Origin of the sequence: Geodermatophilus sabuli, from assembly GCF_900215145.1 — a bacterium.
Taxonomy (GTDB): Bacteria; Actinomycetota; Actinomycetes; order Mycobacteriales; family Geodermatophilaceae; genus Geodermatophilus; species Geodermatophilus sabuli.
In genome coordinates this window covers 123,136-147,519 of record NZ_OBDO01000010.1, presented here as the reverse complement: position 1 = coordinate 147,519, position 24,384 = coordinate 123,136, and the positions used below count along the sequence as shown (strand labels likewise).

The 24,384-nt window shown below is 74.8% G+C and carries 27 protein-coding genes and 1 tRNA gene; 17 read left to right on the top strand and 11 right to left on the bottom strand.

Annotated features, from left to right (window positions below; genetic code table 11):
- Positions 1-292 precede the first annotated feature (292 nt).
- Positions 293-1,708: an FAD-binding oxidoreductase gene (locus tag CRP39_RS20785; RefSeq protein WP_097208291.1), complete on the top strand. Its 1,416-nt coding sequence runs from the start codon at positions 293-295 to the stop codon at positions 1,706-1,708.
- A 64-nt stretch (positions 1,709-1,772) separates the two neighbouring features.
- On the opposite strand, the gene CRP39_RS20780 is transcribed toward CRP39_RS20785, so the two are convergent.
- Positions 1,773-2,210 (bottom strand): hypothetical protein, encoded by a 438-nt coding sequence (locus tag CRP39_RS20780; protein WP_097208290.1) that lies wholly within the window; start codon positions 2,208-2,210, stop codon positions 1,773-1,775.
- A gap of 103 nt (positions 2,211-2,313) precedes the next feature.
- On the opposite strand from CRP39_RS20780, the gene CRP39_RS20775 reads away from it, so the two are divergent.
- The 4 genes from CRP39_RS20775 to CRP39_RS20760 all read left to right on the top strand — a co-directional run bounded on the left by CRP39_RS20775 (position 2,314) and on the right by CRP39_RS20760 (position 4,337).
- A tRNA-Met gene (locus tag CRP39_RS20775) sits at positions 2,314-2,387 on the top strand.
- Positions 2,388-2,528: 141 nt separating this feature from the next.
- Positions 2,529-3,818 (top strand): cytochrome P450, encoded by a 1,290-nt coding sequence (locus tag CRP39_RS20770; protein WP_097208289.1) that lies wholly within the window; start codon positions 2,529-2,531, stop codon positions 3,816-3,818.
- Positions 3,818-4,009: a ferredoxin gene (locus CRP39_RS20765; protein ID WP_172442541.1), complete on the top strand. Its 192-nt coding sequence runs from the start codon at positions 3,818-3,820 to the stop codon at positions 4,007-4,009. The genes CRP39_RS20770 and CRP39_RS20765 overlap by 1 nt, the downstream gene beginning before the upstream one ends.
- 40 nt (positions 4,010-4,049) lie before the next feature.
- On the top strand, positions 4,050-4,337 hold the full coding sequence (locus CRP39_RS20760) for a GNAT family N-acetyltransferase (protein WP_097208288.1): 288 nt from the start codon (positions 4,050-4,052) through the stop codon (positions 4,335-4,337).
- A gap of 18 nt (positions 4,338-4,355) precedes the next feature.
- Here the strand turns inward: CRP39_RS20760 and CRP39_RS20755 are convergent, their stop codons facing one another.
- Positions 4,356-4,865, bottom strand: coding sequence for a VOC family protein (locus CRP39_RS20755; RefSeq protein ID WP_097208287.1), 510 nt, complete (start codon positions 4,863-4,865; stop codon positions 4,356-4,358).
- Between the two features lie 199 nt (positions 4,866-5,064).
- On the opposite strand from CRP39_RS20755, the gene map reads away from it, so the two are divergent.
- Positions 5,065-5,835 carry a type I methionyl aminopeptidase gene (gene map, locus CRP39_RS20750; protein ID WP_097208286.1) on the top strand — a complete coding sequence of 257 codons (771 nt, stop codon included), beginning with the start codon at positions 5,065-5,067 and terminating at the stop codon, positions 5,833-5,835.
- Positions 5,836-5,935: 100 nt separating this feature from the next.
- On the opposite strand, the gene CRP39_RS20745 is transcribed toward map, so the two are convergent.
- Together CRP39_RS20745 and CRP39_RS20740 are read right to left on the bottom strand one after the other, a co-directional pair.
- A complete protein-coding gene (locus CRP39_RS20745; RefSeq protein WP_097208285.1) occupies positions 5,936-7,090 on the bottom strand; it encodes a cystathionine gamma-synthase in 1,155 nt (384 codons plus the stop codon).
- A complete protein-coding gene (locus CRP39_RS20740) occupies positions 7,087-8,481 on the bottom strand; it encodes a cystathionine beta-synthase (protein ID WP_097208284.1) in 1,395 nt (464 codons plus the stop codon). The genes CRP39_RS20745 and CRP39_RS20740 overlap by 4 nt, the downstream gene beginning before the upstream one ends.
- Before the next feature lie 154 nt (positions 8,482-8,635).
- Here CRP39_RS20740 and CRP39_RS20735 point away from each other — a divergent pair, with 154 nt between their 5' ends.
- The 5 genes from CRP39_RS20735 to CRP39_RS20715 all read left to right on the top strand — a co-directional run bounded on the left by CRP39_RS20735 (position 8,636) and on the right by CRP39_RS20715 (position 13,157).
- The gene (locus tag CRP39_RS20735; RefSeq protein ID WP_221201484.1) at positions 8,636-9,871 is read left to right on the top strand and encodes a cytochrome P450 family protein; all 1,236 of its coding nucleotides are present in this window, start codon (positions 8,636-8,638) and stop codon (positions 9,869-9,871) included.
- 60 nt (positions 9,872-9,931) lie between these two features.
- Positions 9,932-10,975, top strand: a complete 1,044-nt coding sequence (locus CRP39_RS20730) for an aldo/keto reductase (RefSeq protein WP_097208282.1) — start codon at positions 9,932-9,934, stop codon at positions 10,973-10,975.
- Entirely contained in the window at positions 10,972-11,487 is a 516-nt protein-coding gene (locus CRP39_RS20725; protein ID WP_097208281.1) for an XdhC family protein, read from the top strand. Before CRP39_RS20730 ends, CRP39_RS20725 begins: the two co-directional genes overlap by 4 nt.
- 10 nt (positions 11,488-11,497) lie before the next feature.
- On the top strand, positions 11,498-12,877 hold the full coding sequence (locus CRP39_RS20720; protein ID WP_097208280.1) for an FGGY family carbohydrate kinase: 1,380 nt from the start codon (positions 11,498-11,500) through the stop codon (positions 12,875-12,877).
- Positions 12,878-12,962: 85 nt separating this feature from the next.
- Complete coding sequence (locus tag CRP39_RS20715; protein WP_097208279.1) at positions 12,963-13,157, top strand: hypothetical protein; 195 nt, start codon at positions 12,963-12,965, stop codon at positions 13,155-13,157.
- Positions 13,158-13,253: 96 nt separating this feature from the next.
- Here CRP39_RS20715 and hisN read toward each other — a convergent pair whose 3' ends face one another.
- Together hisN and CRP39_RS20705 are read right to left on the bottom strand one after the other, a co-directional pair.
- Positions 13,254-14,057 (bottom strand): histidinol-phosphatase, encoded by an 804-nt coding sequence (gene hisN, locus CRP39_RS20710; RefSeq protein ID WP_097208278.1) that lies wholly within the window; start codon positions 14,055-14,057, stop codon positions 13,254-13,256.
- A gap of 22 nt (positions 14,058-14,079) precedes the next feature.
- On the bottom strand, positions 14,080-14,262 hold the full coding sequence (locus tag CRP39_RS20705; RefSeq protein WP_097208277.1) for a DUF2795 domain-containing protein: 183 nt from the start codon (positions 14,260-14,262) through the stop codon (positions 14,080-14,082).
- 54 nt (positions 14,263-14,316) lie between these two features.
- On the opposite strand from CRP39_RS20705, the gene CRP39_RS20700 reads away from it, so the two are divergent.
- Positions 14,317-14,853 carry a DUF2087 domain-containing protein gene (locus CRP39_RS20700; RefSeq protein ID WP_097208276.1) on the top strand — a complete coding sequence of 179 codons (537 nt, stop codon included), beginning with the start codon at positions 14,317-14,319 and terminating at the stop codon, positions 14,851-14,853.
- A gap of 166 nt (positions 14,854-15,019) precedes the next feature.
- The gene (locus CRP39_RS20695; RefSeq protein ID WP_097208275.1) at positions 15,020-15,751 is read left to right on the top strand and encodes a hypothetical protein; all 732 of its coding nucleotides are present in this window, start codon (positions 15,020-15,022) and stop codon (positions 15,749-15,751) included.
- 58 nt (positions 15,752-15,809) lie between these two features.
- On the opposite strand, the gene rsgA is transcribed toward CRP39_RS20695, so the two are convergent.
- Genes rsgA through CRP39_RS20675 form a run of 4 tightly spaced genes read right to left on the bottom strand, consistent with a single transcriptional unit; the run spans position 15,810 to position 20,072 of the window.
- Positions 15,810-16,853, bottom strand: a complete 1,044-nt coding sequence (gene rsgA / locus CRP39_RS20690; protein WP_216359841.1) for a ribosome small subunit-dependent GTPase A — start codon at positions 16,851-16,853, stop codon at positions 15,810-15,812.
- Entirely contained in the window at positions 16,823-18,091 is a 1,269-nt protein-coding gene (gene aroA / locus CRP39_RS20685; RefSeq protein WP_097208274.1) for a 3-phosphoshikimate 1-carboxyvinyltransferase, read from the bottom strand. Before aroA ends, rsgA begins: the two co-directional genes overlap by 31 nt.
- A gap of 23 nt (positions 18,092-18,114) precedes the next feature.
- The gene (locus tag CRP39_RS20680; protein WP_097208273.1) at positions 18,115-18,555 is read right to left on the bottom strand and encodes a YdeI/OmpD-associated family protein; all 441 of its coding nucleotides are present in this window, start codon (positions 18,553-18,555) and stop codon (positions 18,115-18,117) included.
- Positions 18,556-18,611: 56 nt separating this feature from the next.
- The gene (locus CRP39_RS20675) at positions 18,612-20,072 is read right to left on the bottom strand and encodes an NAD-dependent succinate-semialdehyde dehydrogenase (RefSeq protein ID WP_216359840.1); all 1,461 of its coding nucleotides are present in this window, start codon (positions 20,070-20,072) and stop codon (positions 18,612-18,614) included.
- Between the two features lie 169 nt (positions 20,073-20,241).
- Between CRP39_RS20675 and CRP39_RS20670 the strand changes: the two genes are divergently transcribed.
- Both CRP39_RS20670 and CRP39_RS20665 read left to right on the top strand, forming a co-directional pair.
- Positions 20,242-20,988: an SOS response-associated peptidase gene (locus tag CRP39_RS20670; protein WP_097208271.1), complete on the top strand. Its 747-nt coding sequence runs from the start codon at positions 20,242-20,244 to the stop codon at positions 20,986-20,988.
- Between the two features lies 1 nt (position 20,989).
- Positions 20,990-22,531: a fused MFS/spermidine synthase gene (locus CRP39_RS20665; RefSeq protein WP_097208270.1), complete on the top strand. Its 1,542-nt coding sequence runs from the start codon at positions 20,990-20,992 to the stop codon at positions 22,529-22,531.
- 49 nt (positions 22,532-22,580) lie between these two features.
- Here the strand turns inward: CRP39_RS20665 and ybaK are convergent, their stop codons facing one another.
- Positions 22,581-23,054, bottom strand: coding sequence for a Cys-tRNA(Pro) deacylase (gene ybaK / locus CRP39_RS20660; protein ID WP_097208269.1), 474 nt, complete (start codon positions 23,052-23,054; stop codon positions 22,581-22,583).
- A 226-nt stretch (positions 23,055-23,280) separates the two neighbouring features.
- On the opposite strand from ybaK, the gene CRP39_RS20655 reads away from it, so the two are divergent.
- Complete coding sequence (locus tag CRP39_RS20655; RefSeq protein ID WP_097208268.1) at positions 23,281-23,964, top strand: sigma-70 family RNA polymerase sigma factor; 684 nt, start codon at positions 23,281-23,283, stop codon at positions 23,962-23,964.
- Entirely contained in the window at positions 23,961-24,293 is a 333-nt protein-coding gene (rsrA, locus tag CRP39_RS20650; protein WP_097208267.1) for a mycothiol system anti-sigma-R factor, read from the top strand. Before CRP39_RS20655 ends, rsrA begins: the two co-directional genes overlap by 4 nt.
- The last annotated feature ends 91 nt before the right edge of the window (positions 24,294-24,384 follow it).

Below are 24,384 nucleotides of genomic sequence, written 5' to 3'. Positions count from 1 at the left end.
CGTTGCCGTGCGCCACCAGCGCTGCGGCGTGGGCGGCGAGGGTCACGGCAGCACGGCGACGCCCGCGAAGTCCCCCGGGCCCCCGCCGGCTGGACGGTCGACGCGTCGAAGCTCGGGAACCCTGCTGCAGCGGACTCCTCGCAGGGTGTCGGAGCACACCGGTGTGGCCGCGACGACATGCGTGTCCCCGCGTCGATCGGCCGTGCGAGGTCAGGACGGGTGTCCCGCCACCGGACGCGGGAGGACAGTGCGCCTCGGATGAGCCGACCGTCGGCAGCCGGAGAGGCCAGACATGACGCGGACCGTGAGTGGCGGCATCGAGCGGTTGCGGTCCGAGGTGACCGGACCCGTTCACGGGCCGGCTGACGACGGCTACGACGACGCCCGCAGGGTGTGGAACGGGGCCGTCGATCGACGTCCGGCCGTCGTCGTCCAGTGCGCGTCGACCGCGGATGTCGCCGCCGCCGTTCGGTACGCCCGTTCTGAGGGGCTCGAGGTCGCGGTGCGCGGTGGCGCCCACAGCATCCCCGGCTTGTCCTCCGTCGATGGCGGGCTCGTCATCGACCTGCGCCTGCTCAACGCGGTGGGTGTCGACCCCGTCGCCCGGCGCGCCCGTGTGCAGGGCGGCGCGCTGATGGGCGATGTCGACGCCGCGACACAGGCTCACGGGCTCGCCGTGCCGATGGGGCTGATCAGTCACACCGGCGTGGGTGGACTCACCCTCGGCGGCGGGATGGGATGGCTCACCCGGCAAGGCGGCCTCACCGTCGACAACATCCTGTCGGCGGAGGTCGTCATCGCTGACGGCCGTGTGCTGCGCGCCGCCCCCGAGGAGAACGCCGACCTCTACTGGGCCATTCGTGGTGGCGGCGGCAACTTCGGCGTGGTCACGGAGTTCGAGTTCCGGCTGCTCGACGTCGGGCCGATCGTCCAGTTCGGCCTCTTCTTCTGGGAGCAGGCCCGGGGCGGTGAGGCACTGCGCTTGATGCGGGACATCGCCGCGGAGCTACCGCGCTCGATGAGCGCCGTTCCCGCTGCGGCGCTGACCGCTCCCGCCGCGCCGTTCGTGCCGGTCGAGCACCACGGGATCCCCGGGTACGGGCTGATGCTGGTCGGCTTCGGCGATCCCGCCGAGCACCAACAGGTCGCCGAGCGGATCAGACTGAGGCTGCCGCCGCTGTTCGACGTGGTCACCCCGATGCCGTTCACAGCCGTGCAACAGGTGGAGGACGAGGCCAACCCCTGGGGTGTCTGCTGCTACGGCAAGGGCGGTTACTTCGCCGAGCTCACCGACGAGGTGATCGACGTGCTCGTCGACCACGCCCCGCGCAAGACGTCACCCATGTCCGTGTTGCTGTTCTACCGGCTCGACGAGGCCTACTCCGAGATCGGCGAGGACGACACCGCCTTCGGCGGCGGGCGCTCCCCCCGTTGGAACGGCTTCTTCATCGGGCTCGCCCCGACGCCGGACACGCTGCCCGACGAACGGAGCTGGATCCGGTCGGTGGAGCAGGCGCTGCGACCGCACATGATCGGATCCGGCACCTACGTCAATGCCCTGGAGTCCCAGGACCTCGCCCAGGTCGAGGCCAGTTACGGCGCGAAGTACGGCCGCCTCGCCTCGGTGAAGGCCGCCTACGACCCGGGCAACGTCTTCCACCGAAACGCCAACATCCCGGGGGCGGTCGCCCCGTCACCGCGCGCCTGACGGGGCCGAGTCCAGACGGGCATCGGGTCCGGGCGGGTCCTGGAGGTCACTCACACGGCGGCGGTCAGCCACTCCACGAGCCCGGCGCGCGGCGGGGTCGCGGGACGGCGGCGGGTGCCGGACGCGGGTCGGTCGCCGGGAGCAGCGGGTGCCGGCCGGTGTCGCGGTCCGACGGGGACGGCGCCGGAGCGGCCGGCGCCGCGGGAGCCTCCGCGGCGCGGCGTGGGGCGACGGGCTGGGCGGGTGTGGGGTCGGCATGCCGCTCCGGAGCTCGGCCGGCGGCCACCGGCGTGCCGGTCGTGGTCGGCAGCCGAAGGTGCGCGAGGTCCGTCCAGGCGGTGTGGCGCAGCCCGCCCACGACACAGCGGACGCGGACGCGGCAGGTCCCCGTCTCGTCGAAGCGCCAGCCGAGCAGGTCACCGGGGAACCAGTCGCCGGCGTGGAAGGCCTCCACCGGCTGCGGGTCGCCGAGGAAGCTGCTGGTCGCCACCTCCGCCGTCACGGCCGCGACTGTAAGTTGCTGTCCGGCAGCTGAGCGTGAGGCGCGCTCGGCCCCGACGGGGGGTCCGACGTCGCCGGATCGGGCGTGTATGGTTGAGGCGCGACGCGGGGTGGAGCAGCTCGGTAGCTCGCTGGGCTCATAACCCAGAGGTCGCAGGTTCGAATCCTGCCCCCGCTACTCCTCGCAGAGGGCCCGGTCACCACGGTGACCGGGCCCTCTGTCGTTCCTCGGGCGCCATGCCGATCTGGTGTGTTGTGCGTCACCCCGCGTGCTCTCTAGCGTGACGGTCACCGCTGACCGTCCGCGAGGAGGCGCTCCGTGTCCGTCGAGGCCGCCACACCCGTTCCCGTCGACCTGGACGCCGTCGACCTGTCCGACCGGGACTGGTGGGCGGGGCCGCCGTCGGTCCGCCACGCGACGTTCGCCGCGCTGCGCCGGGAGCGGCCGTTCGCCTTCTACGCCGAGCCGGTCATGCCGATGCTGCCGGTGGGGCCGGGCTACCACGCGGTCACCCGCTACGCCGACGTCGAGGCGATCAGTTCACAGCCGGCGGTCTTCTGTTCCGGGCAGGGGGCGGTGTCGATCCAGGACATCCCGGCCGACCTCAACGAGTTCTACGGCTCGCTGATCAGCATGGACGACCCCCGGCACGCCAAGATCCGCCGAATCGTGTCGAAGACCTTCACCCCGCGGATGCTCGAGCGGGTGCTCGACTCCGTCCGCGCCGTGGCCGACGACGTCCTCGCGCAGGCCCGGCGGACGGCGGCGGCGAACGGCGGCGCGATCGACGTCGTCGCCGACATCGCCGCTCCGATCCCGCTGCGGGTCATCTGCGACATGATGGGCATCCCCGAGGAGCACCGGGCGATGGTGCTGGCGCAGTCGAACATCATCCTGTCCGGCGGCGACCCGGACCTCATCGAGGACCAGGACGACCCGCTCAACGCCTTCCTGCTGGCGGGCATGGAGCTGGCCGGGCTCATGGAGCGGCTGGCCGGCGAGCGGCTGGCGCACCCGCGCCAGGACCTCACCACGGCCCTGGTGACCACGGAGGTGGACGGCGAGCAGCTGTCGCACCAGGAGATCGCCTCGTTCTTCATCCTCCTGCTCGTCGCGGGGAACGAGACCACCCGCAACGCGATCTCGCAGGGCGTCCTCGCCCTGCACGAGCACCCCGAGCAGCGGGCGCGCTGGATGGCCGACCCCGGTCTGGACCGCACCGCGGTCGAGGAGGTCGTGCGCTGGACCAGCCCGGTCACCTGGATGCGGCGGACGGCCACCCGGGACGGCGAGGTCAACGGCCACCGGTTCTCCGCCGGGGACAAGTTCCTCCTCTTCTACGCCTCGGCCAACCGCGACCCAGAGGTGTTCCGCGACCCGGAGGTGTTCGACCTGGCCCGCGACCCCAACCCGCACGTCGGCTTCGGCTCGAAGGGACCGCACTTCTGCCTGGGCGCGCACCTGGCCCGGCGGGAGCTCGCGGTGACCTTCCGGGCGCTGTTCGACCAGCTGCCCGACCTGGAGGTGACCGGGGAGCCGGACCGGCTGCGCTCGTCCTTCGTCAACGGCATCAAGCGGCTGCCGGCCCGGCTGGCGGGGGCCGTCTGATGCGGGTCACGGCCGACCTCGAACGCTGCGTGGGCTCCGGCGCCTGCGAGGCGCTGGTCCCCGAGGTCTTCGAGGTCGGCGACGACGGCGTCGTCACGGTGCTGCGGCCCGAGCCCGCCCCGGAGGAGGAGTCCGACGTCCGGGAGGCCGTCGCCCAGTGCCCGACGCGGGCGCTGGCGCTCGCCGACTGAGCTGCGGAACAGCACCGGGCCGTGGCGGGTTGGCGCCACCATGGACCTCACCGTCCGGGACGTCCCGGGAGCCGACCGCTACGAGATCCGCGAGGGGGACCGCGTCCTCGGCCTGGCCGCCTACGAGCGTCAGGGGGACCAGGTGGTGTTCACCCACACCGAGGTCGACCCGGACCAGGAGGGCGACGGCGTGGGCAGCACCCTGGCCCGCGGCGCGCTGGACGACGTCCGGTCGCGCGGACTGCGCGTCGTGCCGCGCTGCTCGTTCATCCGCGGCTGGATCGAGCGGCACCCCGACTACGCCGACCTCGTCGACGCGGCGCGCTGACCCCGACGGGGGTTCCCCTCAGAGGACCGTGGACCCGTACATCTCGCCGAGTGGGTCGGCGATGAGCTCGATGCGGGCGCCGTCGGGGTCGCGGAAGTAGACCGAGACGCCGCTGTGCACCTCGTGGTCGACGCCGGCGTCGGTGAGCCGCTGCACGAGCTCCTGCCAGAGCTGCGGGTCCACGCTGATGGCCATGTGGTGCAGCCCGCCGAGGACCTCGGCGTACGGGCCGACGTCCAGGCCGGGGAAGTCGAAGAAGGCCAGCAGGTTGCCGTGGCCGATGTCGAAGAAGAAGTGGCTGGACCCCGGGTAGTCGCGGTTCTCGATCAGCTCGGTCAGCGGGAAGCCGAGGACGTCCTGGTAGAAGCGGACGGTCCGCTCGACGTCGCTGCTGATCAGCGCGGTGTGGTGCAGCCCGCGGGCGGTGGAGGCGGGGCGCTCGCCGGCCGGCCGCAGGTGGTCGGCGCGGATGCGGGCGCGCTCCCGCTCGAGGGCGGTCAGGTCGCGGGTGTCGTCCGTGGTGCTCACGCTCGGATCCTCCTGGGTCGGGCCGTCTGCCGGGCGGAACCGCGACGCGGCGGATCTGCTTCCCCGCCGGGGCTGCGGTCGCCGCGGGCGGCGCGGAGCAGGGCGCCGTCGGCCCGTCCAGGGGCTCGCCCCGAGGTCGCGGACGGTGAGGAGGATGGGGCCCTCGTACACCGGGAGAGCCATACCGGAAGGCGGCGACATGATCGAACTGCGGACACCCGGCGAGCTGGACGCGATGCGGGCGGCCGGTGCCGTCGTGGCCGACATGCTGGCCGCCGTGCGGGCGACCGCGGCGCCCGGCGTCCGGCTGAGCCAGCTCGACTCGGTGGCCCGGGACGTCCTCGCCGGCGCCGGTGCCACCTCACCCTTCCTGGGCTACGCGCCACTGTCGACCACGCCGCCCTTCCCGGGCGTCGTGTGCCTGTCGGTCAACGACGTCGCGCTGCACGGGATCCCCACCCCGCACGTCCTGGTCGACGGCGACCTGCTGAGCGTCGACGCGGGGGCGACCCTCGACGGCTGGGTCGGGGACGCCGCGATCACCTTCCCGGTCGGCAGGCCGCACCCGGAGGACCTGGCGCTGGTGGCGACGGCGGAGCGGGCACTGGAGGCCGGCATCTCCGCGGCCGTCGTCGGCAACCGGGTGGGTGACGTCTCCGCGGCCATCGGGGCGGTCGGCCGGGCCGACGGGTGCGGGATCAACACCGACCAGGGCGGACACGGCGTGGGGCGGGCGATGCACGAGGCGCCGAGCGTGCCCAACGAGGGCCGGCCCGGGCGGGGCGTCCCGCTGCGGGCCGGGCTGGTGATCGCGATCGAGCCGTGGTTCCTGGCCGGCGGCAGCGACGACTACCGCGTCGACGCCGACGGCTGGACGCTCCGCAGCGCCGATGGCAGCCGGGCGGCGCACGTCGAGCACACCGTCGCCGTCACCGACGACGGCCCGCGCATCCTCACCGCACCCAGGTGAGCCACCGGTCGCCGAGTGGGCCCGGAGGGGTCCGCGCAGGCGTGACGCAGCGGCTCGCCGGATCCGAGGACGGTCGTCGGTCGCGGTGTGATCCGGAGGATCACGAGGCCAGCGCCTGCTCCAGGTCGGCCAGCAGGTCCTCGACGTCCTCGATGCCCACGGAGAGCCGCACCAGGTCGCCCGGCACCTCCAGCGGCGAGCCGGCGGCGCTGGCGTGGGTCATCCGGCCCGGGTGCTCGATCAGCGACTCCACGCCGCCCAGGGACTCCGCCAGCGTGAACACCTGGGCGCGCTCGCACACCCGCAGCGCCGGCTCCTCGCCGCCGGTCAGCCGGAACGACAGCATCCCGCCGGAGCCGGACATCTGCTTCGCGGCGATCGCGTGGCCGGGGTGGTCGGGCAGGCCCGGGTAGAGCACGGACGCGACGGCGTCGTGCCCGAGCAGGAACTCGGCGATGCGGGCGGCGTTGGACTGGTGCCGGTCCATGCGGACGCCGAGGGTCTTGATGCCGCGCAGCACCAGCCAGGAGTCGAACGGCCCGGCGACCGCCCCCATCGCGTTCTGGTGGTAGGCCAGCTGCTCGGCGAGCTCGTCGTCGGAGACGACCAGCGCGCCTCCGACGACGTCGGAGTGCCCGCCCAGGTACTTCGTCGTGGAGTGCACGACGACGTCCGCGCCGAGGGCGAGCGGCTGCTGCAGGTAGGGGGAGGCGAAGGTGTTGTCGACGACGAGCAGCGCGCCGGCCTCGTGGGCGATCTCGGCCACCAGGGCGATGTCGGCGATGTTGAGCAGCGGGTTGGTCGGCGTCTCGCACCAGATGACCCGCGTCGTGGGGCGGATCGCGGCGCGCAGCGCGTCGACGTCGTTGAGGTCGGCGGGGGTGTGCTCGACTCCCCAGCGGGCGGCCACCTTCGACAGCAGCCGGAACGTCCCGCCGTAGGCGTCCCCGCCGAGCACGACGTGGCTGCCCGGCTCGCAGACCGTGCGCAGCAGGGTGTCCTCCGCGGCCAGGCCCGAGGCGAAGGCCATCCCGTGCGACCCCTGCTCGAGGGCGGCCAGCGCCTCCTGCAGGGCCGTCCGGGTCGGGTTGGCGCTGCGGCTGTACTCGTAGCCGCCCCGCAGCCCGCCCACGCCGTCCTGCTTGAAGGTGGTCGTCAGGTGGACGGGGACGATGACCGCGCCCGTGGCCGGGTCGGGCTCCTGGCCGGCGTGGATGGCGCGGGTGTTGAAGCCGGGCAGGCCGCGGGAGCTCATGCGCCGACCGTAGGCGCCAGCCCGGCCAGGTGTCCCAGCACGTCCTGCCGGGTGACCACGCCGGCCGGCTTCCCGTCGACGTGCACCAGCAGCGCGTCGGCGGAGCCCAGCGCGGCCACCGCCGCGTTGACCGCCTCGCCCGAGCCGATGATGGGCAGCGGCGCCGACATGTGCTTCTCGATCCGGTCGCCGAGCCGGGCCCGGCCCTCGAAGAGGGCGTCGAGCAGCGCCTTCTCGTCCACCGAGCCGACCACCTCGCCCGCGGTCACCGGCGGCTCGGCACGGACCACCGGCAACTGGCTGACGCCGTACTCGCGCAGGATGTCGATCGCCTCGCGGACGGTCTCGTTGGGGTGGGTGTGCACCAGCGTGGGCGTCTCGCCGGACTTGGTGCGCAGCAGCTCGCCCACGGTCTCCCCGGCCGTGGCGTCCAGGAAGCCGTAGTCCGCCATCCAGTCGTCGCTGAAGATCTTGCCGAGGTAGCCGCGGCCACCGTCGGGCAGCAGCACGACCAGGACGTCGTCCCTGGTCAGCTTCTCGGCGGCGCGCAGCGCGGCCACGACCGCCATCCCGCAGGAGCCGCCGACCAGCAGCCCCTCCTCGCGGGCCAGCCGTCGGGTCATGGCGAAGGAGTCGCCGTCGCTGACGGCGATCACCTCGTCGGCGATGCCGCGGTCGTAGGTCGAGGGCCAGAAGTCCTCGCCGACGCCCTCGACGAGGTAGGGCCGGCCGGTGCCGCCGGAGTAGACCGAGCCCTCCGGGTCGGCGCCGATGACGCGCACCTGCCCGCCGGAGACCTCCTTGAGGTAGCGCCCGGTCCCGCTGATCGTGCCGCCGGTGCCCATGCCGGTGACGAAGTGGGTGATCCGGCCCTCGGTCTGCGCCCAGATCTCCGGGCCGGTGGTCTCGTAGTGCGACTGGGGGTTGGCCGGGTTGGAGTACTGGTCGGGTTTCCAGCCACCGGGTGTCTCGCGGGTGAGCCGGTCGGAGACGGAGTAGTACGAGCGGGGGTCGGCCGGGTCGACGGCGGTGGGGCAGACGACGACCTCCGCGCCGTAGGCCTTGAGCACGTTGATCTTCTCCTGCCCGACCTTGTCGGGGCAGACGAAGACGCAGCGGTAGCCGCGCTGCTGGGCCACCAGCGCCAGCCCGATGCCGGTGTTGCCGCTGGTCGGCTCCACGATCGTGCCGCCCGGCCGCAGCGCGCCGCTGGCCTCGGCGGCGTCGACCATGCGCACGGCGATGCGGTCCTTCACCGAGCCGCCGGGGTTGAGGTACTCCACCTTGGCGAGCACGAGGGGCGCGTCGGGGCCCAGATCGCGGGTGACGGAGGTCAGCCGCACCAGCGGGGTGTTGCCGACCAGGTCGATCACGGACTCGGCGTACTGCACGGGAGGCCCTCCTCGGCGGCCGGCCGGTCGCCGGCCCGTCACCGTCCATCCCACCAGACGGGGGGTGCGGCCGGGCGGGGTGCGCACCAGGCGGACACCCACGACGCGCCGGTCCCGCCTTGCCGCACGGCCCGGTGGCCCCGAGGGTGGGCCGATGAGCCGGCGGGAACAGGGTGGGTCCGAGGTGACGGCGGCCGAGCACTCGGTCTTCGAGGGCGCCTTCTGGCGGGACCCCTACCCGGCCTACGAACGGCTGCGCGCGCAGGCGCCCGTCCGCGAGGTGGCGCTGCCCCGTGGCGGCACCACGTGGCTGATCACCCGGTACGACGACGTGCGCGCGGCCTTCACCGACCCCCGCCTGGTCAAGGACCACCGCGCGACCCTGCCGCCGGAGGTCCGCGAGCAGGCTCCGCGCCTGCCGGGCCCCTTCGGTTCGATGATGATCCTGCTCGACCCCCCGGACCACACCCGCCTGCGCCGGCTGGTCGCCCGGGCCTTCACCCCCCGGCGCACCGCCGAGCTGCGCCCGCGCATCGAGGCACTGGCCGCCGCCCTGCTCGACGCGCTGCCCGTCGACGAGCCGGTCGACCTGCTGGCCACCTACGCGGTGCCGCTGCCGATGGCCGTCATCTGCGAGCTGCTCGGCGTCCCGGACACCGACCGCGACGCCTTCGGCCCCTGGTCACGTGCACTGGTCGACGACCACGACGACGTCGACGAGCAGCAGGCCACCGCCGGGCTGGCGCAGTACCTCCACGCCCTCGTCGAGTCCAAGCGACGCGCTCCGGACGGCGCCCTGCTCTCGGCCCTGGTCGAGGTCTCCGAGGCCGGCGACCAGCTCAGCACCGAGGAGGTCGTCGCGATGGGCGTGCTCCTGCTCATCGCCGGCCACGAGACCACGGCCAACCTCATCGGCAACGCGGTGCTGGGCGTGGCCACCGACGCCGCGCTGCGCGAGCGCCTGCTCGCCGGGCCGGAGCAGGTCCCCGCGGCGGTCGAGGAGTTCCTGCGCTGGGACGGTCCGGTGCACAACGCCCCGCTGCGCTTCGCCGCCGAGGACGTCGAGTACTCGGGCACCACCATCCCCGCGGGGTCGGTGGTCACGCTCTCCGTGGGCGCGGCCAACCGCGACCCGGACCGCTTCGACCGGCCCGAACTGCTCGACCCCGACCGCGACACCGGAGGCCACCTCGCCTTCGGTCACGGGCTGCACTACTGCCTGGGAGCTCCGCTGGCGCGGCTCGAGGGCGAGGTGGCCCTCCGGTCACTGCTGGACCGGTTCCCCGGCCTGCGCCTGGCCGTGCCGCCGCAGGACCTCGCCCACCGGCGCAGCGTCATCGTCCACGGCCTGGAGCAGCTGCCGGTGGTCCTGGGTCCGCGGCCCGGGTAGGACGCCGGGGCGGTGCGGTGGCGGTGGCGGCACGGCGCGGAGCGGTACGAGGATGCGCGGGTGACCTCGAACCCGCCCCTCGGCACCCGCACACTGGGCCGCGCCGGCCTGCGCGTCGCCACCCTCGGCCTCGGCTGCATGGGGATGAGCCAGGGCTACGGCGCCGCCGACCGCGACGAGTCGATCGCGACGGTCCACCGCGCCCTCGACCTCGGCGTGACCTTCCTCGACACCTCCGACGTGTACGGCGACGGGCACAACGAGGAACTCGTGGGCGAGGCGATCGCCGGCCGGCGGGGCGAGGTCCAGCTGGCCACGAAGTTCTCGCTGTCCCGCGGTGACGCCGGGATGGTCCTCGACGGGCGCCCGGAGAACGTGCGGGCCTGCGCCGAGGCCAGCCTGCGCCGGCTGCGTGTCGACGTGATCGACCTGTACTACCAGCACCGGGTCGACCCGCGGGTGCCGATCGAGGACACGGTCGGCGCGATGGCGGAGCTGGTGCAGCAGGGCAAGGTCCGGTTCCTCGGCCTGTCGGAGGCCAGCGCCGCCTCGATCCGCCGCGCGGTCGCCGTCCACCCGATCGCCGCCCTGCAGAGCGAGTGGTCGTTGTGGACGCGGGACCTCGAGATGGCCGGGGGCGGTGCGGCGGGTGAGGACACCGTGCTCGGCGTGGCCCGCGAGCACGGCATCGGGATCGTGCCGTTCAGCCCGCTGGGGCGCGGCTTCCTCACCGGCGCCATCACCACCCCCGACGACTTCGCCGCCGACGACTTCCGGCGCGGCCACCCGCGCTTCACCGGGGACGCCTTCGCCGCCAACCTCCGCCTGGTCGACGCGGTCCGCGGCATGGCGGAGGAGAAGGGCTGCACGCCCGGCCAGCTCGCGCTGGCCTGGGTGCTGGCGCAGGGCGACGACGTCGTCCCCATCCCCGGCACGAAGCGGCGGGCGTACCTGGAGGAGAACGTCGGCGCGGCCGCCCTCGAGCTGTCCGCGGAGGACCTGGCACGGCTGGCCGCGATCGCGCCGCCGGGTGCGGCCGAGGGCGGCCGGTACGCCGACGCCGCCTACGCCTACGGCGACAGCCCCGAGCGGGGTGCGCGATGACGACGGTCGACCCGAACTGCGGGGTGGCCCACGGCGCGCCCGCCGCGGAGGCGACCGGGCGGGTCCTCGTCGCCGTGTTCGCCTCGCCGGTGGCCGAGGTCCTCTGCCGCTGGGCGCCCGAGCTGGGCTTCCGCACCGTGCTGCTCGACCCCGACCCCGCCCGCGGCGCCGAGGTGACCGGCTTCGCCGGCCCGGACGGTGACCTCGCCGACGCCGACGCCGACGTCGTCGTCACCGACCACCACCGGCCGGAGCTGGGCGAGGTGCTGCGCGACGCGCTGGCCCGCCCGGTGCGCTGGGTGGGGGTGATGGGCAACCCCCGGCACGAGGGGCCGCACGTCGCGGCGCTCGCCGCGCTGGGCGTGCCGCCGGAGGACGTGGCGCGGGTGCACCGGCCGATCGGGCTGGACATCGGCTCCCGCACACCGCCGGAGATCGCGGTCAGCACACTCGCCGGGCTGCTCGCCGACCGCGCCGGCCGCAGCGGCGGCTTCGCCCACGGGACCACGTGAACGGGCTCGGGTGACCGCCGTCCTGCTCGGCGCCGACGTCGGCACCAGCGGGCTCAAGCTGGTCGCGCTCGACGAGGCCGGGGCGGTGGTCGCCGAGGGGGAGTCCGGTTACCAGCTGGACCGCCCGCAGCCGGGGTGGGCCGAGATCGACGCGGCGGTCTGGCGGCGGGCCCTCGACGACGCGCTCGCGCAGGTGGCGCCCGTGCTGGCCGGTCACCGCGTGGCCGGGCTGGGCCTGTCGGGGCAGATGCACGGTGTCGTCCTAGTGGACGAGACCGGGGCCCCGCTGGCGCCGGCCATGCTGTGGCCGGACTCCCGGGCCACCGCCGAGGTGGCGCGCTGGCGGGCCCTGCCCGACGACGCCCGGGCCGCACTGGCCAACCCACTGGTGCCCGGGATGACCGGCCCGCTGCTCGCCTGGCTCTCGGTGCACCGGCCGGAGCTGGTGGCGCGGGCCGCGACGGTGTTGCTGCCCAAGGACGCCGTGCGCGCCACCCTGGTCCCCGGCGCCGACCCGCGGGTCACCGACCGCAGCGACGCCTCCGCCACGCTGCTGTGGGACGTCGTCGCCGACGGGTGGTCGCCGGCCGCGACCGACGCCGCCGGTCTCGCGCCCGGGCAGCTGCCCGCGGTCCGCTCCTCGTCGGAGGTGGTGGGCGTGGCCGACCTGCCGGTCGGGGAGGTGCCGGTCGTCGTCGGCGGCGCCGACACCCCGCTGGCGCTGCTCGCCACCGGGACCGGGACGGACCGGCAGGTCAACCTGGGCACCGGCGCCCAGGTGCTCGCCCCGGGGCGCACGCCCGCGCCGGCCGACGACCCGCTGCTGCACTGCTACGCCGACGCCGGCGACGGCTGGTACGCCATGGCCGCGCTGCAGAACGGCGGGCTGGCCTGGTCGTGGGCCGCCGGCGTGCTGGGCCTGACCGCCGCGGAGCTGCTCGAGGCGGCGGCCACCGCCCCCGCCGGCGCCGGAGGAGTCACCTTCCGGCCGTTCCTCACCGGGGAGCGCGGAGGCGTCGCCGGTCCGGCCGACCGCGGCAGCTGGACGGGGCTGTCGGCCGGCACCAGCCGCGCCGACCTCGCCCGGGCGGCGGTGGAGGGGGTCGTGTTCGCCGTCGGTGCGGCGGTCGAGCTGCTGGGCGGCGACGGGCCGGTCGTGCTCACCGGGGGTGGAGGACGCTCACCCCTGGTCTCCCGGATGGTCGCCGACGTCCTCGGGGTGCCGGTCCGGTACCTGCCGATCCGGAGCGCCTCGGCCGTGGGCGCCGCCCTGCTCGCGGCCCGAGGGGCGGGGGTCGACGTCGTCCCGCGGCGGGAGTCCGCCCGGCTGGTGGAGCCCCGGCCGGACCCGGGGCTGCGGGCGGCGGCCCGCCGCTGGCGGGGGGACTGAGCCGGAACGGCCCGCCCGGCCGGGGCGTTGGGAGGGTCAGCGGGACCGGTCGACGGTCCCGGCCGATCGAAGGAGGACCTGCTCCATGGCGTCGATGTTCACCAAGCTCACCGAGCTCGCCAACAGCCCCAAGGGCAAGGAGGCCATCCGGCAGGTGACCGAGCGGGCCCAGCAGATGGCGAAGGACCCGAAGACCCGGGCGAAGATCGACGAGGCCCGCCGGAAGTTCCAGGGCGGCCGCGGGTCCGGGACCGACCGCGGGTGGGGCACCGGTCACTGAGGAAGGGCCCCTGTCCCCCCGCTCGCAGGATCGCGGCGGGACCCTGCAGGGGGGCCACCGCCCGGCCGGCGCGCGCAGGGTCGGCCGGGGCCCGGTTCAAGCCGGGGCGGTCGGGCGGAGCAGGCCGAGGGCGGCGTCGTGCAGGGCACCGTTGGTGGCCAGCGCGCTGCCGCCGGCCGGCCCGGGCACCCCGGTCAGGTCGGTGAAGCGGCCGCCGGCCTCCCGCACGATGACGTCCAGCGCCGCGAGGTCCCAGAGCGACACCTCCGGCTCGCAGGCGACGTCGACCGCCCCCTCGGCCAGCAGCACGTAGCTCCAGAAGTCGCCGTAGGCGCGGGTGCGCCACACCGACCGGGTCAGGTCGAGGAAGCCGCCGAGTCGGCCGCGTTCCTCCCAGCCCGACAGGCTGGAGTACGACAGGCTCGCGTCGGCCAGCGAGGTCACCTGGGAGACGGTGCAGCGCGAGGCCGACTCCAGCCGGCGGCCGGTCCAGGCACCGACGCCCTTCGCCGCCCACCAGCGGCGGTTGAGCGCCGGTGCGGAGACCAGTCCGACGACCGCCTCGTCGCCGTCGAACAGCGCGATGAGCGTCGCCCACACCGGCACGCCGCGGACGAAGTTCTTCGTCCCGTCGATGGGGTCGAGGACCCAGCGCCGCGGCCCGTGGCCGGTCACGCCCATCTCCTCGCCGAGCACTGCGTCACGCGTGCGCGCGCGGGCGAGGGTGATCCGCAACTGCTCCTCGACCGCCCGATCGGCGTCGGTGACCGGCGTGAGGTCCGGCTTGGTGTCGACCTGGAGGTCCAGCGCGCGGAAGCGGTCGAGGCTGATCGAGTCCGCCTGGTCGGCGAGCACGTGCGCGAGGTGCATGTCCCCCGTGTAGTCCCGGCCCGGTGTCATGGGCACCGAACCTAGCGGGCGGTCAGTCGAACACCGCGGAGCTGACCCCGCTGGGCCCCTCGTACTCGCGGTCCTCGATGCCCTCGAGCGCCTCGAGCACCTCCTTGCTGCCGCCGTGCTTCTCGGCGTGCTCGACGATCTGCTGCTTGCGCGCGGGGTAGTCCATGCCCGACAGGGCCTTCTGCACGTCGATGGGGCTGACCATGTGTCGCCCCCTACCCGGGGTCCGGTCCGGGGATGCGCGGATACCGTCGGGGACGTGGACGCCGCGACGATCGTCGGCCTGCTGGCCGACCCGGCCCGCCTGAAGGTGGTCGCCGCCCTCGCCCTGGGCGCCGGCACCATCGAGGAGGTCGCGCAGGCCGCCGGGCTGCCCCTCAAGGACGTCGCCCTCGCCGCGCGCCGGCTGGCCCACGCGGGCCTGGTCCGCCGCGACCGGCACGACCTGGAGCTGCTGACCGAGCGCTTCGGGGCGGCCGCGCGGGCGGCCGCGGAGTCCGCGCCACCGCCGGAGCCGCTGTCGGACGATCCGGCGGAGGACGCCGTGCTGTCGGCGTTCGTGCGCGACGGGCGGCTGGTCTCGATCCCGGCCCAGCACAGCAAGCGCAGGGTGGTGCTCGAGCACCTGGTGCGGGTGTTCGACGTCGGCGTCCGCTACCCGGAGCGGGAGGTGAACGCGCTGCTGGCCGTGTGGCACCCGGACACCGCCGCGCTGCGCCGGTACCTCGTCGACGAGGGTCTGCTCACCCGGGAGGCCGGCCTCTACTGGCGCAGCGGCGGCTGGGTCGACGTCTAGGCCGGTCCCCTCCGCCCGACGATCATGGAGTTCGGGACGCGGCGCGCCGAGCTGGGACGGCGTGTCGCTTCCCGGACTCCATGATCGTCGGGGTAGCCGGGGCAGAGGCCCGGCCGCGGAGGGAACTCGGTGGCCCGGTGGGCCGGCCGGCGCCCACACTGCTCGCGTGCCCGACGCCGCCGACTTCCGCGCGCTCGCCCGGTCCTCGCCGTGGCGCTGGTCGACGCTGCGGTTCACGGTCCGCTGGCGCGGGGAGCGCGCCCTGGGACCGGTGCGGGCCTGGCTGCGCCGGCCGGACGTCGTCCGGGTGGAGACCCTCGACGGGCACCTGCTCCAGGTCGTCCGCGAGTCCCCGCAGCGGGTCGGCGTCCTGACCTCGGGCGGCGGGTACGACCGGAGGCTGCCCTGGCCGGAGGACGTGCCCGCGCCGCTGCTGCGCCCCGACGGCCTCGTCGCCGAGCGCCCGGACGGGCTCTCCTACGACGCGCCGATGTACCAGGACTACGCCTGGGTCGCGGTGCTGGACCCGGTGGAGCTCGCCGACGGCCGCGACCCCGAGACCGGCGAGCGCGCCGGCCCGGGGTTGACGATCGAGACCGTCACCGAGATCGAGCACGGGGGGCGGCCGGCGTGGGAGGCCGTCGTCCGCCCGACGCCGCTGTACGAGCCACGCTGCGGCTGCTGCTCGCTGGTGCGCTCGCGACTCGTCGACCGCTACGAGTGGGGCGAGGCCTCCTTCGCCGACGCCGAGTACCCGACGGAGTACCTGGTGCGGCTCGACGTGCAGACCGGCGTCTGCGTGTGGACCGAGGCACTGGACGGCACGTGGGTCGGCACCGGGCACGTCCTGCGCATCGAGGCGGTCGACGAGCCGATGGACGACGCCCTCTTCCCCTGACGGCCGCCCTGCAGGGCCCCGCCGCGAGCTCGCGAGCGGTGGGGGGCGGGAGGTCCTCTCAGTAGCCGGGGCCGAGCTGGCCGACGGCGTCCAGCAACCGGCGCAGGCTCTCCAGCCGTTCCCGCCGGGCCGGGGGGCCGGCGTCGGCCCAGGCGTCGAGGACGCAGTCGGGGTCCTCGGCGGTGTGCCCGCAGCCCGGCGGGCAGTCGACGGCGGCCTCGGCGACGTCGTCGAACGCGGCCACGACGTCCTCTGCGGTGACGTGCGCCAGCCCGAACGAGCGGATGCCGGGGGTGTCGATGACCGTGCCGCCGCCGGGCAGGTCCAGCAGCACCGCCGAGGACGACGTGTGCCGCCCCTTGCCCACCTTGGTCACCTCGCCGATGGCGCGGAACGCGCCGGGGACGAGCCGGTTCACCAGTGTCGACTTGCCGACACCGGACTGGCCGACCAGCACGCTCATCCGCCCGTCGAGGCGGGCCAGCAGCTCGTCCAGCGGCGTCTCCCGCGACATCGGGACGGCGTCGACGTCCAGGCCCGCGTACCGGTCCAGCAGTGGCTGGGGGCTGGCCAGGTCGGTCTTGGTCAGGCACAGCAGCGGTTCCAGCCCGCCCGCGTAGGCCGCCACCAGGCAGCGGTCGAGGAAGCCCAGCGCCGGCTCCGGGTCGGTGACCGAGGTGACGACGACGAGCTGGTCGGCGTTGGCCACCACGACCCGCTCGGTGGGGTCGGTGTCGTCGGCGGTGCGCCGCAGCGACGTCGTCCGCTCCTCGATGACGACGATCCGGGCCAGGGTGTCGGTCCGCCCGCTGGTGTCGCCGACCAGCCGCACCCGGTCGCCGACGACGACCCCGTGCCGCCCCAGCTCGCGGGCGCGCATCGCGGTGACCTCCAGCGGCGCACCGCCCGGCCCGTCCACGCGCACCGTCATCCGGCCCCGGTCGACGGCGACCACCAGCCCCGGGACGGCGTCCTCGTGGGTGGGGCGGGTGCGGGTGCGCGGACGGGAGCCGCGGCGACTGGGCCGGACCCGGATGTCGTCCTCGTCGGACCGGCGGTCGTGCCGGCGACTCAGCGGGGGCCCCCCAGCATCGCGGCCCACCGCTGCAGGAAGTCCGGCAGGGTCTTGCTGACCGCACCCGGGTCGGTGACCTCCACGCCGGCCACGGCCAGCCCCAGGACGGCGGCGGCGTGCACCATCCGGTGGTCGGCGTAGGAGTCCAGGCGGGCCGGCCGCCCCGGGCCCGGCGTGACGAGCAGCCCGTCCGGCAGCTGCCGCACCGTGGCACCGACGGCGGTCAGCACCTCGTCGAGGGCCTGCAGCCGGTCGGTCTCGTGCCCGCGCAGGTGCCCGATGCCGGTCAACCGGGACTCCCCGCCGGCCAGCGCGCACAAGGCCGCCAGCACGGGGGTGAGCTCACCGACCTCGCCGAGGTCGGCCACCAGCGGCCGGATGACGCCGGTGCCGGTCACCTGCAGCCCGCCGTCCACGTGGGTCACCTGCGCGCCCATCGCGCCCAGGAGGACGTCGAGCCGCCCGCCGGGCTGGGTGGTCGCCCGCGGCCAGTCGCGGACGGTGACCCGCCCGCCGGTCACCAGCGCGGCCGCGAGGAAGGGGGCGGCGTTGGACAGGTCCGGCTCGAGCACCTCGTCGCGGGCGGCGACCGGGCCGGGGGAGACCCGCCAGCCGCGCTCGGTGGCCGTCACCTCGACGCCGTGCTCGCGCAGGGCCGCCACGGTCATCTCGACGTGCGGCATCGACGGCAACCCGCCGGCCAGGGCGAGGTCGATCCCCTCGTCGAATCGGGCGGCGGCCAGCAGCAGCCCGGAGACGATCTGCGAGGACTCGCTCGCGTCCACCGTCACCGGGCCGCCGCGCACCCGGCCGGTGCCGTGCACGGTGAACGGCGCGCGGCCGCGGCCGTCGTCGTCGATGCGCACGCCCAGGTCGCGCAGTGCCGTGATCAGGCCGGCGTTGGGACGCTCGTGCAGCCGCGGGTCGCCGTCCAGCCGGACCGGGCCGGTGGCCAGGGCCGCGACCGGCGGGAGGAAGCGCAGCACGGTGCCGGCCAGGCCGGCGTCCACCTCGGCCGGTCCGCGCAGCTCGCCCGGGATCACCAGCCAGTCCTCGCCGTCCTCGGCGACCTGGGTGCCCATCGCCCGCAACCCGGCGGCCATGAGGTCGGTGTCGCGGGCCCGCAGCGGGCGCACCAGCCGGCTCGGCCCGTCGGACAGGGCGGCCAGCACCAGGGCCCGGGCGGTCAGCGACTTGGAGCCGGGCAGGGCCACGACGGCGTCCACCGGGGTCGCGCGGTGCGGCGTCGTCCAGACCTGCGTCACGGCTCCCAGTCTGCCCTGCGCGCTCAGCCCGCCAGCAGCACGGCGACGGCGGCGTCCACCCGGCGCCGGCGGGTGGCCTCGGCCTTGGCGCCCTCCACGGCGAGCACGTGCCGCCGCTGGTGGCTGTAGGAGAGAGCCTCGAAGCGGCGCCGCGCCTCGGGCTCGGCGTCCAGCGCGGCGGCGAGGTCCGCGGGCACCTCGACCACCCGCGGGGCGGTGTCCAGCTCGAGGTCCACCTCGACGGTGTCGCCGGCCGCGACCCCCGCCGCCTCGCGGTGCTCCGCCGCGAGCGGCACGAGGAACCGGCCGCCCATCGTCGCGACCGTGCTGCGGTAGGTGTGCCCGGCGATCGTGACGGTCACCGCCGGCCGGCGTCCCGACCCGAGGGCCTCGACCACGTCGGCCGGCACCTCGAACCCGGTGGCGGTCTTCCCGCCCAGCTCGATCGTGGTCGTGAACCTCATGGCCGGAGCCTGGCAGCCCGGGCCCCGTCGCGACAGGGCCCGGGCCGCCGAGGGGGTCAGCCGGCGGCCGCGGCGTCCGCCGGCTTGGCCTTCTTCGCCCCGGCGGTGCGGATCAGCCGCCGGTTGGCGAACTCGAACATGCCCAGCTCCGAGAGCTCGCGGCCGTAGCCGGACCGCTTGACCCCACCGAACGGCAGCTCCGCCGAGGTGCCCGACGGCGAGTTGATCCAGACCATGCCGGACTCCACCTGGTCGGCGACCTTGCGGGCCCGCTCGACGTCGCTGCTGAACACCGTCGCCGACAGGCCGTACGGGGTGTCGTTGGCCAGCTGTACGGCCTCCTCCTCGCTGGAGACGCGGTGGACCACGCCGACCGGGCCGAACAGCTCCTCGCGGTAGGCCCGCATCTCGGGGGTGACGTCGGCCAGCAGGGTGGCGTTGACGTAGGCGCCCTCGCGGTCGGGCCGGTCGCCGCCGGCGAGCACGGTGGCGCCCTTGTCGATCGCGTCCTTCACCTGGGCGGTGAGGTCGGCCGCGGCCCGCTCCGACGACAGCGGCCCCAGCCGCGTCGACGGGTCGCTCGGGTCACCGGGCTGGATCCCCTTGAAGACGTCGGCGAGGCCGGAGACGAACTCGTCGTAGACGTCGTCCATGACGATGAACCGCTTGGCCGCGATGCAGGCCTGACCGGCGTTCATGGTCCGCGACATGGCCGCGGCCTTCACCGTCTGCTGCACCTCGGGGGCGTCCAGCACGATGAACGGGTCGCTGCCACCGAGCTCCAGCACCGACTTCTTCAGGTACTTCCCGGCGAGCGAGGCCACGGCGCTGCCGGCCCGGTCGCTGCCGGTCAGCGTCACGCCGGCCACGTGCGGGTGCGCGATGACCTTCTCGACGTCGGAGATGCGCAGGAACAGGTTGGTGTAGACGCCCTCGGGGACGCCGGCGTCGGAGAACAGCTGCTCCAGCGCCAGGGCGGTCTGCGGGTTGTTCTCCGCGTGCTTGAGCAGGATGGCGTTGCCCAGCACGAGGTTCGGCGCCGCCACGCGGGCGACCTGGTACAGCGGGAAGTTCCACGGCTCGATGGCCAGCAGGACGCCGGTCGGCTCGTTGACGACGACCGCCTCGCCGTCCATGACGTCGATCGGCCGGGGCTCGAGGAAGCGCGGGCCGTTCTTCGCGTAGTAGTCGAAGATGCTGGCGACGAGCATGCACTCGCCGGCGGCCTCACGGATCGGCTTGCCCATCTCGGTGGTGATGAGGGCGGCGAGCTGGTCGCGGCGCTCCAGCATCAGCTCGCCGATGCGCGCCACGATGCCGGCGCGCTCCTCGACGGGACGGCGGCGCCACTCGAGGAACGCGGCGTGCGCGCGCTCCACGACGCCGTCGACCTCGCTGCTGTCGAGGAAGGGGAACTCCTTCTCCGTCTTCCCCGTGGCCGGGTTGATGGTCGCGTACGGCCGGTCGCCCGCGTCGCTGGCGGTCTTGCCGGCCGGGGCGGTCTCGGTGCTGGTCACTTCGGATGTCCTCCGTGCGCTGCTCGGTTGGGTCCGATCCATCCCTACCCCTGCTCACGCGGGGCACGCCAGGGGAGGACGGTGGACGGAAGGCGGATCTAGGCTCGCTGGCACCGGGTCGCCGGACCGGGGTCGTCCGTCGTCCCGACCCCGGGGAGGGAGTTCCGCCGTGTGTGGCCGCTACGCCGCCAGCCGTCGTCCCGAGGACCTCGTCCTCGAGTTCGAGGCCGTCCGCGCCGAGGGGCAGCCGGCGCTGCCGGCGGACTACAACGTCGCCCCGACCAAGGACGTCCACGTCGTCCGCTGGAAGAAGGAGCGCGACGCCGAGGGCCGCCCCACCGGCGGAGGACACCGGGAGCTGCGCGCCGTCCGCTGGGGGCTGGTGCCCTCGTGGGCCAAGGACGTCTCGATCGGCAACCGCATGCTCAACGCCCGGGTGGAGTCGCTCACCGAGAAACCGGCCTTCCGGACGGCGGCCCGCTCCCGGCGCTGCCTCGTCCCCGCCGACGGCTGGTACGAGTGGGCCAAGCGGCTCGACCGGCCGGGCAAGCAGCCGTACTTCATCACCCCGCAGGACGGTTCGGTGCTGGCCTTCGCCGGGCTGTGGGAGGTGTGGGGGCGCGGGGAGGACCGCCTCTACACCTGCACCGTCGTCACCGAGCCCGCCGTCGGTGCGCTCACCGAGATCCACGACCGGATGCCGCTGGTCCTGCCCCGGGAACGCTGGGCCGACTGGCTGGACCCCGAGCGGGACGACGTCGAGGCCCTCGCCGCGCCCACGCCGCCGGAGCTGGTGGAGCGGCTGGAGCTGCGCCCGGTGAGCACCGCGGTCAACAACGTCGGCAACAACGGCGCCGAGCTCACCGCCCGCGCCGAGTCGGTCAGCCCGCCGACCGACCAGCCCGCGCTGTTCTGAGGTGGCGGACACCGAGGAGGCGGTCGAGCGCACCGCCGGGTCGGCCGCGCTGCCCGGCTGGGTGGCCGCCGCCGTCACGTTCCTGAGCTCGGGCGCCGTGCTCGTGCTGGAGATCGCCGGCCTGCGCCTGATCGCCCCGTACGTCGGCATCACGCTGCAGACCAACACCGCGGTCATCGGCTTCGCGCTCGCCGCCATCGCGGTGGGCGCGTGGTCCGGCGGGGCGCTCGCCGACCGCACCGACCCGCGCCGGCTGATCGCGCCGCTCATGGTCGCCGGCGGCGCCCTGGTGGTCGCCGTCCTGCCCCTGGTGCGCTTCGCCGGCTCCTGGCTCACCGGCGCCGACGCCGGCAGCGTGCTGCTGCTCGCGGCGGTCGCCGTCGTCGTCCCGGCGGCGCTGCTGTCCGCGGTGCCCCCGATGGTGGTCAAGCTGCAGCTGGCCAGCCTCGCCGAGACCGGCGCGGTGGTCGGCCGCCTCTCGGGCATCGGCACGCTGGGCGGGATCGCGGCCACGTTCGTCACCGGGTTCCTGCTCATCGCCGTCTTCCCGACCAGCGGCATCCTCGTCGGCACCGGCGTCGTGACCGTGCTGGCCGGGGGAGCGGTGGGGCTGCTGCTGCGCCGGCAGGCCGGCGGTGGGGCCGGCCGGGTCCCGGCGGGCCTGTTCGTCCTCGCGCTGGCCGGCTCGCTGCTGGCCGCGATCGCCCCGACGCCGTGCGAGGCCGAGACCGCCTACCACTGCGCGCGGGTGGTGGCCGACCCCGAGCGGGACTCCGGCCGGGTGCTGCTGCTGGACACGCTGCGCCACTCCTACGTCGACCTCGACGACCCCACGCACCTGGAGTTCGAGTACGTCCGGGCGATCGCCGCGGTCACCGACGCCATGGCCCCGGACGGGCAGCCGCTGTCCGCGCTGCACCTCGGCGGCGGCGGGGTCACCGTGCCGCGCTACCTCGACGAGGTCCGCCCCGGCACCCGCAGCCTGGTGCTGGAGGTCGACCCGGGCGTGGTGGCGATGGACCGCGAGCAGCTCGCACTGGCCGAGTCCGACGACCTGCGGGTGCGCGTGGCCGACGCCCGGGTGGGCCTGGCCGACGAGCCGGCGGGGGAGCGCGACCTCGTGGTGGGCGACGCCTTCGGCGGCCTGTCGGTGCCGTGGCAGCTGACCACCGTGGAGGCGCTGGAACTGGTCGACCGGGCGCTCGCCGACGACGGCGTCTACGTCGCCAACCTCATCGACAACCCGCCGATGGGTTTCGTCCGCGCGGAGCTGGCGACCCTGCGCGCGGTCTTCGGATCCGTGCTGCTGCTGGGCCGGGAACCGGTCCTGGCGGGCGACGACGGAGGCAACGTCGTCGCGGTGGCCTCGCAGGGGCCCCTGCCGGTCGGTGCGATCGCCGGCGCGCTGCGCGGGCACGGCCTGACCTGGCAGGTCGCCGAGGGGGACCGGCTGACCGGCTTCGTCGGCGACGCCGAGGTGCTCACCGACGACCACGCGCCGGTCGACCAGCTGCTCACGCCCTACGCGGCCCCCGGTACCTGACGCCGCCTCCCTGGCGGTCTCCGCGGAAACCGACGGGTCGACGGCGGCGTCAGCGCGCGATGGGGGCGGTGCGGGCGCGCGTCAGCCGCACCAGGTCGGCCGGTGGCAGCTCCACCTGCAGCCCCCGCCGTCCCGCGCTCACCAGCACCGTGTCGAAGCCGAGCGCGGAGTCGTCGACCACGGTCGGCAGCGCCTTCCTCTGGCCCAGCGGGCTGATCCCGCCCAGCACGTAGCCCGTCGTCCGCTCGGCGTCGGCGGGGTCGGCCATCGCCGCCTTCCGGCCGCCCGCGGCGGCGGCCAGCGCCTTGAGGTCGAGGCTGCCGCTCACCGGGACGACGGCGACGGTGAGCGTGCCGTCGACCCGGGTCACCAGCGTCTTGAACACCTGGCGGGGGTCGGCGTCCAGTGCGGCCACCGCCGCCTCGCCGTGCCCCTGGTCAGAGGGGTGCTCGGGGTCGTAGGGGTGCAGGGTGTGCGCGACGCGGGCCCGCTCGAGGGCCCGCACCGCCGGGGTCGCCGCCACGGCGCGGCAGCCTAGCTCCGGCTCGCGGACGTGGATGACGGAGATCCGGGTCGCACGGGGAATGGCGGCCCGCCACGGTGGAGTTGGACTGCCCGTGAGCAGCACCCTGTCCTCCAGCGCCCGTCAGCGGGTCGCGCACCGGCGTCCCCCGGGCCGCCCCGACGCCGCGCGGCTAGGATCGACCGAGGCGGTACCCCGCGTCCGGGGGCCGCAGAGAGGACGGTCGGTGCCTGAGGAGTCCGCGGACCTGAACCCCGAGACGACGCCGGTGGAGGTGCCCGAGGCGCGCGCCGGTGGCAGCCGCACCGAGATCGCCGAGACGCGGGCCGAGCGCGACGCCCGCTTCGAGCGCGACGCGCTGCCGTTCCTCGACCAGCTCTACCCGGCGGCCCTGCGGATGACCCGCAACCCCGCCGACGCCGAGGACCTCGTCCAGGAGACGTTCGTCAAGGCCTACTCCGCGTTCCACCAGTTCGCCGAGGGCACCAACCTCAAGGCCTGGCTGTACCGGATCCTGACCAACACCTACATCAACAGCTACCGCAAGAAGCAGCGTCAGCCGCAGCAGTACCCCACCGACCAGGTGCAGGACTGGCAGCTGTACGCCGCCGAGGAGCACAGCTCCAGCGGCCTGCGGTCGGCCGAGATCGAGGCGCTGGACCACCTCCCGGACTCCGACATCAAGGAGGCCCTCCAGCAGCTGCCGGAGGACTTCCGGCTGGCGGTCTACCTCGCCGACGTCGAGGGGTTCGCCTACAAGGAGATCGCCGAGATCATGGGCACGCCCATCGGCACGGTGATGTCCCGGCTGCACCGCGGTCGTCGAGGGCTGCAGAAGCTGCTGGCCGACTACGCACGCGAGCGCGGATTCGTCCGCGCGGGGGCCGGGGAGGAGGCGACGCAGTCGTGAGCGAGGACCGTGGCGAGCCGATCGAGATCCACTCCTGCGACGACGTCCTGTCCCACGTCTTCGAGTTCCTCGACCACGAGACCGACGACGCCCGCCGCGACGTCATCGCCGAGCACCTCGAGGACTGCTCGCCCTGTCTGCGTCAGTTCGGCATCGAGCAGGAGTTCAAGGCGCTGGTGCGCCGCCGCTGCGGTGGTGACACCCCGCCGCCCGGTCTGCGCGACCGGATCAAGCTGCAGTTGACCACCGTCTCCTTCGAGGAGGACGGCACGCAGGTCAGCATCGAGAAGCTGACGGTGGAGCGGGCACAGGAGCGTCCCACCGCCTGAGCCCGCCGAACGCCAGAGGCCCAGGACCCCGATGGGTCCTGGGCCTCTCGCGTCGTCACGCGGTGCCTTCCGGCGGGACTCCGTGCCCCGG